At 68.9% G+C, this 8,148-nt stretch carries 6 protein-coding genes and 1 pseudogene; 4 read left to right on the top strand and 3 right to left on the bottom strand.

The features are described from left to right. Positions 1–243: 243 nt before the first annotated feature. The 3 genes and pseudogenes from G6O68_RS33755 to G6O68_RS31185 form a co-directional block, all read right to left on the bottom strand. The gene (locus G6O68_RS33755; protein WP_390625414.1) at positions 244–462 is read right to left on the bottom strand and encodes a YpsA SLOG family protein; all 219 of its coding nucleotides are present in this window, start codon (positions 460–462) and stop codon (positions 244–246) included. A gap of 82 nt (positions 463–544) precedes the next feature. Continuing rightward, a pseudogene (locus tag G6O68_RS33760) lies at positions 545–820 on the bottom strand (hypothetical protein); the annotation flags it as partial. Between the two features lie 76 nt (positions 821–896). Further along, entirely contained in the window at positions 897–1,592 is a 696-nt protein-coding gene (locus G6O68_RS31185; protein ID WP_165253562.1) for a PEP-CTERM sorting domain-containing protein, read from the bottom strand. A 696-nt stretch (positions 1,593–2,288) separates the two neighbouring features. On the opposite strand from G6O68_RS31185, the gene G6O68_RS33765 reads away from it, so the two are divergent. The 4 genes from G6O68_RS33765 to G6O68_RS31205 all read left to right on the top strand — a co-directional run. After that, on the top strand, positions 2,289–2,441 hold the full coding sequence (locus tag G6O68_RS33765; RefSeq protein ID WP_165253564.1) for a PEP-CTERM sorting domain-containing protein: 153 nt from the start codon (positions 2,289–2,291) through the stop codon (positions 2,439–2,441). A gap of 242 nt (positions 2,442–2,683) precedes the next feature. After that, on the top strand, positions 2,684–4,789 hold the full coding sequence (locus G6O68_RS31195) for a WD40 repeat domain-containing protein (RefSeq protein ID WP_165253566.1): 2,106 nt from the start codon (positions 2,684–2,686) through the stop codon (positions 4,787–4,789). A gap of 295 nt (positions 4,790–5,084) precedes the next feature. After that, entirely contained in the window at positions 5,085–6,443 is a 1,359-nt protein-coding gene (locus G6O68_RS31200) for a hypothetical protein (RefSeq protein WP_165253568.1), read from the top strand. A gap of 1,477 nt (positions 6,444–7,920) precedes the next feature. After that, a partial coding sequence (locus G6O68_RS31205; RefSeq protein ID WP_240911580.1) for an ECF-type sigma factor occupies positions 7,921–8,148 on the top strand: 228 nt, incomplete at its 3' end.

The raw sequence follows: 8,148 nt of genomic DNA on the forward strand, positions 1-8,148 counted from the left end.
CTCTGGCCGGGCTGTCAGTCGAGGGCGGAGCAGTCGCGGCCCCGCCAGTCGTCGCATTACCTCAGCGGGTCCCGCCCGCGGCACCGGCCCCGCCAGCACTGTGACGCCAAACCTCACGCTGCCGCGAACCCCGGCCGAACCATCCGCTGCACCCTGTTCGGCTCGCCATGGACCAACATCCGAGGTTCGTCTCTCCAAACGGAGGATTATGAGACTCGCTGGGCGGGTGCGACATAAAGGCCCTTACCGGCCGTCCCCGGCTTTGGCGACGAGGAGCCGGGCGAGGAACGCCTCGACCCGCCCACCGAGGCCCGGATTGGTCGACTCCCGATTCCCGGCGACGTTGAGGGTTGCGACCTGGTGGGCCTCCAGCCAGACACGGACGTCGCTCGGCCGGGTCGCACCCCTCCACGACGAGGCAAGGCTTCCCGTGCCTGCGGCATCCCCGGACCGTAGCCCGATGGCCTGAAGATTCGGTGCCCCAGAACGCGGGCCCGTCCTCGGTGAGCCAGCCCTTCGGGGCCCAGCCGCCGGTCTCCAACTCGACGGCCCGCGCGGCGAGTAAGCCGGCCTGGTCGGCCCCCGTCTGCCCGCCGCTGATGACCTTGCGCAACTCCGGCACCGCTTCCCTCCCCGCCAGCCGAACGCCGCTGGAAGGCCCGTGCAGGCGCCGGGAGGCCCGCGAGGCGGTCGAAGGCCCAGGACCGCTCCAGGGGCCGCTAGGGACGACGGGAGGCCGCGGTCGACGTCGAAGGTCTACATGAGGCCTCCGGGCGGCGGCCAGCCGAAGCCGATCCGCCCGTCGCTGGTGGCCGCCCACGAGAAGGTCGGGTGCGATCGTATCGTCTAGGTGGCCTGGCGGCCCTTCGTCGCGTCTCAGAGCAAGCGGTGCCGCATTAGGTGGCCGACGACCGGAGACGCTTCTGGGCGAGCACGCCGGCGAGGGCGAGCACGCCAGTGCCCAGCATTGCCAGGCTGGCCGGCTCGGGAATGAAGGACAATCGAATATCGGACTTGGTATCCAGGGTACGGTTGCCCGCCGTATCCACCACCTGGAAGTAATCGAAGGACTGGCCTTTGTAGGCCACAGCGCCGAAGAACGAGCTAAATCCAGTTGTGATGAACGTCGCCGATGCAGTCGGGCTCGGCTGTCGATTTGGGCCGACGAAGTCCCCGACGATCAATGTATATTGATTGAAGGAACCGAGGGTCAGGTCGAACGTATAAGTCGCCCCCTCGGCGACGAATGTCGTCCCGGGCGGATTGAGCACCGAGACCTCTTCCACGAGGGATGAGGCGCTGCTGCCGGGGGTGCTGACAAGGTCCGACCCGGCCTGGACGACCAGGGGCGTGTCTCCCTTGATCAGGATCCGTTGGCCGTTGGTACTGAGGCCGTTGACCACCTGATCATTCGTTTCATCAGCGAGAGCCGTCAAACCTTGCAGGGACTGACTATGGTGTTGGTTGTAAAACTCTATGAACTCGCCCCTGTCGGTGAAAAACATGATGTCCGCCCTCGCGACGCCGGTCACGACGATGGGGCCTAGCAAAGCCGCCAGGATCCCCACCCATCTCGCCTTTCTTCGGGCCATGATGCAGGTCTCCGCGCCTCTCGGGCCATAGTTATTGTCCAACCGGAACACCTCCAAATATCCTGATCTCCCCGATCCGGACGCCCTTGTCAAGGGTCAAGGTCAAAACGTCGTTATCCGGGCGATCGCCCGCCCCCGCATCCGCCGCACCGATCCGGGACGCCGCGTGCGGCCGAGTTGCGGGCCCGACGGGCCTGTACACCATCGCGCGCCCCGCGATCGGGCGGCAGAACGTTGAGGAATTCGTGCCTCAACCTCCGATGAGCTCCCGACGCCGACCGCTACGACCCGTAACGGAGCTTATGCTCGGTTCGCGGTCCCGGCCGCCCCCGCCGGTACAATCGTCGCCCCGGGCGGCGAAGCATCCCCGTCGGATCACCACGCGATGGGCCACGATGGATAAGGCGACGAAGGACGCGATCAAGGCGGAACTCAACGCCGAGATGAAGACCGAGCGCCGCCGACGCGGCGAGGGCAGGGCGTGTGGTTCCTGCTGATCGTCGGCGGGGCCGTCGCGAGGTTGGCGGGCGTCGCGCCCCCGCCCGTCGCCTCGATCATCGGGGTGGTGAGCCTGGCCGTGCTCGTCGTGGGGTAGTTCGTCTGAGTGGTGCCTCGGCCGCGGTGCCGGTCCCTACGTTACGATGGCCGGCATAGACGACGACGCGAGCCGCGCCTGGCTCCGGCGGGGCAGCGGTCATGGCAGCGATTCCGGAACCATCCTCGATCACCCTTGGCGCCTTGGGAGCGGTTGGGCTCATCGGCTACGGCTGCGGGCGTCGTCGCCCCGTCGCGGCGAAGCCCACGTGTCTCGTCTCATGGAGGGTATCGAGACTCGTCGGCCAGGCGTAACATAAAGGGCGTTCACGGACGTTGAACGGCCCAAACATCACCTGAGCCGGTCTGCCGACCGTAGGTTTGCCTCCCCTGCCCCGGCCTGCCGTCGGTTCGAATGCCCATTATCGGACGCTGGCGGCAGCCCTACGCTAGAGGCTTGGCCTTCGTCGCCTCCGCCGAGTACGATCGAGCGTCCCGGAGGCGAGCCGATCGACGGCAAGGAGCGTCCAGGAGGCATCCGTTCCCGGTGAGAAAGCATGGCACAGGTCGTCGGCAATCCTGGATCAGGAGACTCGAGGCGTCGGGCGTGGCCCTGGGTCCTGGCCATCATCTTCGCCGCCGCCTTCTTCGCGGCGACGGTCGCCTGGGTGCGGGCTGTACTGGCTCGGCAGGATTTGGCGGGCCGCCTGGCCATTGAAGGGGCGCGGCTGAAACGGGAGGCCGAAGCCCTGCGTCTCGAACGTGACGCCGCTGAGGCCGCCCAGGGGACGACCGAGGGACGTCTGGCTCGGGACGGCTTCCGATCGGTCGCCGCCCGCCAGGCCCTCGAACGCGGCCGAGCCCTGGCCGAGTCGGGGCGCGTGGGCGAGGGCCTGTTCTGGATGGCCCGCGCCCTCGAATATTCGCCTCCCGACGACGAGAATCTTCGGCGGATCATCCGCATGAACCTGGACGCCTGGCCTTCCTGGATGGCCCGCCTCGAGGACGATCGCTCGTTCCAGGGGGATGCCCGCCTCAGCCCCGACGCTCAGGTGGTCGCAGCATCTGAGAAGGGCGGGCCCGTGCGATCGTTTCGAGTATCCGACTGGCAGACTTTCGGGCCCGATCTTCCGACGGGCACCTACCCGGTGGCTTTCTCGGCGGATGGCAGACACCTCCTCGTCGGCACGCGCGACGGCTCTCGCGTACAGGCCTGGGATACGGCCGCCGGCACCCCGGCGGGGCCTTCCATCGACCTGCCTGAGAAGTGGGGCTTCCGATCCTTCAGCCCCGACGGCTCCCTGATCGCCGCCGCGTCGGACGGCGAAATGAGGGTGATTCGGGTCGCCGATGGGGGCGACGTCGGCCCGCCGACGACCGGCCTGGACGCTCCGGTCTTCGTCGCCTTCGCGCCCGACGGCCGGAGGGCCGTCGTCACCCATCGCGGCGAGGGGCGGTGGATCACCTTGACGGGCAAGCCGTCGACCGGGCACCCCTCCGACGTAACGGCCCTCAAGACCACGCTGCCGAACCGGCGGGTCGTGTTCGAGCCGGCGGGGCGGTACTTCGCCGCCTGGGGCGGCCACTGGGTGTTCTCGACATACGACCCGCACGACATGCGCCTCCTCCGCAGCTACAAGCCGCGATCTCGGGTCGAATTGACGGGCCTCGCGGTCAGCCGCGACGGCCGTCGCATCGCATCGATCGACATTGATGGATGGGTTCAGCTCTGGGACGAGTCCACCGGCGAGGAGGAGTCTCCACCGTTCCGAGTGCCTCGGAAGACCGGCTCCCCGCAGGTCTACTTCGGGCCCGATGAGCGTGAGCTCGTGATCCTCAACGAGAACGTCGCGGAGCGGTGGCTTCTCGCCGACCGTCTGGCCGAGGGCCCGCCGTTGCCGCCGATGGACCGGATCGATGAAACACCTCCTATCATCGAGAGCGGAGACGCAACCTGGGAGGCCAGGAGCCTGGACCGGGGCTCGGTCTCCACGGTCCGACTGAGCCCGGCGGCGGGAGGCGCGAAGATCGAGTTGGGCGGCCGGATTCTGGGCACGAGCGGCGACGGTTCGCTGTTGATGGTCCTCGATCGGTCGCAGAAACCTCCCGTCGTCCGCGTCCATTGCTTCGCGGGCGGAGTCGCGGTCGGGCTCCCGCTCCCCCATGGGAATGGCTGTCAGCGCGCGGCGGTCTCTAACGACGGCGCGCGGGCCGCCACGGGCGAAGGCCGCCTGCTGCGACTATGGGACCTGGGTTCGGGCCGCGCGGCTCGCCCCGCCATCCGCAAGGAGGCACCCATCTCGGCGATGGCCTACAGTCCGGACGGGAACCTCCTGATCGTCGGCGACGATTCGGGCGAGGTCCGGCTCCACGACGCCAGCGACGGCACGCCCGTCGGAGGCCCGATCCGGCTGGTCGCGGTCGGCGACTTCCCTTTCCCCGTCGCCGTCCGTCGCGTGGCCTTCGATCCCGACGGCCGGACGTTCGACGCGGCGGGCTTGGGGTCCGGACGCCGAAAGCGACGGACGCCCAGACCGATGGAAGGCAACGCGGCCGCTATCCTCCGCCGTGTCTCCGCCCTGACGGGTCTCGAGTTTGATGCTGCGGATCAAATCGTCCAGATGGACGCGGAGCGTTGGCGAGAACTCCGCAGGTCTCGATGAAATGGCGGCAGCCTTCGGTGCCGCCACCTCAGAAGCACGTTTCGCCGCTTCGTCGGATCGGCCACGCACCTGCACTCTGAAATAATCCCCATTATAAAATCCAGCGGCATGGGTGGATTCCGGGCTCGGCGGTGCGGGGCCGTGCCCTGGCGGAACCTCGCGGCCGATGCGACGATGGCGGATGGTCGGGCGGCCTCGTGCGGCCGTCGGACCGATGCAACACCGTCGCCCCCCGGGGCATGGCGGTCCCGCCCTCGACTCATCACCGGACGCCGCGTCCCCGGGAGCCTGGCCCATGCTGCGCCTCCACCCCGCCGCCCTCGTCGTCACCGCCTTGCTCTACGGCCCGCTCGCCCGCGCCGAACCCCCTCGCGTCAGCCGGATCGACAACGGCACGGTCCGCGTGGGCGTCGACCTGGACCTGGGGGGCGTGATCACCGAGATCGCCCGCTCCGCCCCGGACGCGCCGAACCTCGTCAACTCGCACGACTACGGCCGCCAGGTCCAGCAGTCGTACTACAGCGGGCCGCAGCCGTTCGGGAAGGCCCATCCGGGCTGGCCCAACTGGCCGTGGAACCCGATCGGCACGGGCGACGTCTACAAGAACCGCGCGCGAGTCCTCGAACACAGGAACTCGGGCGATTCGCTCTACGTCAAGTCGCTCCCGATGCAATGGGCCCTCGACGACGTCCCCGGCGACTGCACGTTCGAGACTTGGATCACTTTCGACCCCGAATCCCCCGCGTCCATCCGCGTCCGCTGCCGGCTGAACAACGCCCGCGAGGATCGCACGCAATACCCCGCGCGGGACCAGGAGCTTCCCGCCGTCTACACGATCGGCAAGCTCCATCGGCTCATCACCTACAAGGGCGTCCGCCCGTTCGAGGGCGAGCCGGTCGAGACGATCGCGAACGCCGGCCCCCCCTGGGCCTCCTGGAACGCCCCGGAGCACTGGGCGGCGCTCGTGGGGGACGACGGCCAGGGGCTGGGGGTGATCCACCCCGGGATCTATTCGTTCATCGGCGGGTTCCACGGAAAGCCCAACACCGGCGGGCCGAAGGACGGGCCGACCGGCTACATCTCGCCGATCCGCAAGGAGATCCTCGACCACGACATCGCCTACGAATACGACTACATCCTCATGCTGGGCACGGCGGAGGAGGTCCGAGAACGGGCGAAGTCGCTCCGGCCCGCCGACCCGCGTCCCGACTTCCGTTTCGAGTCGGATCGCCGGCACTGGATCTACCACGACCTCGCCGACGGCGGGACGCCGTCCGGACACGGCCTGGTCCTCCGCGCCACCGGCCCCGATCCCCAGGCGTTGGCGCCCGAGCAGTGGTATCCCGCGGCCGACGTCCCCTCGCTGCGCCTGGCCGCGGCCAACCTCACGGCGAAGCCCGTCCGGGGCGCCCTCTTCTGGCGAGCCCCGGGCGAGTCGTTCGCCGCCGAGCGTTCCGTGGCCTTCGAGATCCCGTCGACGCCCGGCGGGGACGCCGCGGCCTCGATCACCGTCGACCTGGCCTCGCACCCCGCCTACCGCGGCGCCGTCGCCGCCCTCCGCCTCGACCTCGATCCCGACCCGGCCGTCCCGCGCGACACGCCGTTCCTCCGCCTGGAAGCGCTGACCCGGATCGAACCGAAGGCGGGTCGCTGAGGACGGGACGACGACACGTTTCGTTCTTCGCCGTCCAGGAGGGGCTCGACGGCGAGTTCCTGGATCGGAGGGATCACGGAATCGACGAGCATTACCGTAGGTGACAGTCGGGCAGCCCAGGGCGGTTTCCCACCCCGGGCCCCCACAGATCCGGACTTGCCCGATTAAGGCATCCGGCTCTTCAGGCCATGCGCTCGCTACGTGACCTGGCGGGCGCGATTCAGGCGCGCCGGAGGCAGCGGGTAACGCCGCTCCAGGTCGCCGAAACGCTCCCACGGGATGTACGCCTTGCTCGAGCGGCGACTGAGCCACTTGTGCCAGGCGAGCCTCGCGTGGTGCCGAAAGTTGCTCAGGCTCCGCGAATTTCCGGTGATCCCGTGCCGCCTGCGGCGATTGCCTCGCCAGTTCCGCTATCCGCCGTCGTCGCGTTGAGATGGTCTCAGGGCTCGGCGTCCCCGGCATCGTTCCCTCCAGCAGCCTCATGGCCCGACGTCCCCTTCCCTCGGCGGGGTTCCTCGGGACGGTTCCCCCGCGTCACAGGTACCATGAGACGCTCCGACTCCCCGCCGCCCGTCCCGCCGCGCTTCGTCGCCTTCGCTTGGCGGTACCACGACTGCACCCGCGTTTCGCTCGCAGGGTCGACGGGTGCGCCGGCCCAGGGCCTGGAGTTGGTCACCCGGTGACTCCGGCCGGGATTTGCCGTGGAGGCGACGGGGCCTCCCAGGTCCCTGGAGAACCCACGTGGACGTGTCCTGCTCTCTGACCCCGGCGGGATCGCGGACGCCAGGCCATTGCGGCGCCGCGACGCGGCCTTCCGTCCCTTCAACAACGTCGGCTCCCGCGAGGAAATATTTCGGGGCTCAATCGCACGGCCCGCTCGCTCGCTGTCTACGCTTCGCAGCGCGGGTCGCCCCGGAACCACGCAAGACTCGCTTCCGGCTGCCGGCCAGCTCTGCCGGACGGGGTTGGTTACCCGCAGGGTTCCATCGAAAGGTTTCCGCTTTCGCTTCCTCCTCTCCCAAGCTTTCCTGGCGCACTAAAGGCCGCTTCACAGACGTTCGACGATCGATCCATCTCCTGAGGCGGCCTGCCGAACCGAGGGTTGCCTTCGGTGTCCCAGCCTGCCTTTGGTGAGAACGCCCGTCATCGGACCTACGTGCGGGCTCGACATCGCGCCGGATCGAGCCCTCCATCCCACCCGCTGTGCCGCCTCCATCGTCGGGGAATCCTGCGCGCGACCCGGAGGTCTGCATCGATGAGGATCGGCCGGGTCGCGCCGGGGCGGCTCGGAGTCTTCCGGCCTCGGCTACCGATCGCTCCTCATCCCAGCAGAGACGGAACGTCATGGCGATCTGGGCCTCCTCCGACCCAGCCGGCCCGTAAGTCTATCTTCTCGGATCGACGGCTTGTAATCTCGAGAGCGATCCACCGAGCCCGTCGCTGGTCCACGGACCGCCCCCAAACCATCGGCCCTGCGATGAACGACGTGACCCGCAACCTCTCGGCCATCGAGCAGGGCGACCCGAAGGCGTCCGAGGAACTCCTTCCGCTCGTCTACCAGGAACTCCGACGGCTTGCGTCCCATCGGCTCGTCGGCGAGGCCCCGGGGCAGACTCTCCAGGCCACCGCCCTCGTGCACGAGGCCTACCTCCGCCTGGTGGGCGACGGCGACGGCGACGCTAGGCGATGGGACGGCCGGGGCCAC

This window comes from Paludisphaera soli, from assembly GCF_011064595.1.
In the GTDB taxonomy this organism is placed as follows: domain Bacteria; phylum Planctomycetota; class Planctomycetia; order Isosphaerales; family Isosphaeraceae; genus Paludisphaera; species Paludisphaera soli.

What these genes read in the sequence shown, in the direction of transcription:
- G6O68_RS31195 (WP_165253566.1), top strand. Translation starts at nt 2,684, where the DNA reads ATGGCACAGGTCGTCGGCAATCCTGGATCAGGAGACTCGAGGCGTCGG.
- G6O68_RS31200 (WP_165253568.1), top strand. Translation starts at nt 5,085, where the DNA reads ATGCTGCGCCTCCACCCCGCCGCCCTCGTCGTCACCGCCTTGCTCTAC.
- G6O68_RS33765 (WP_165253564.1), top strand. Translation starts at nt 2,289, where the DNA reads ATGGCAGCGATTCCGGAACCATCCTCGATCACCCTTGGCGCCTTGGGA.
- G6O68_RS31185 (WP_165253562.1), bottom strand. Translation starts at nt 1,592, where the DNA reads ATGGCCCGAAGAAAGGCGAGATGGGTGGGGATCCTGGCGGCTTTGCTA.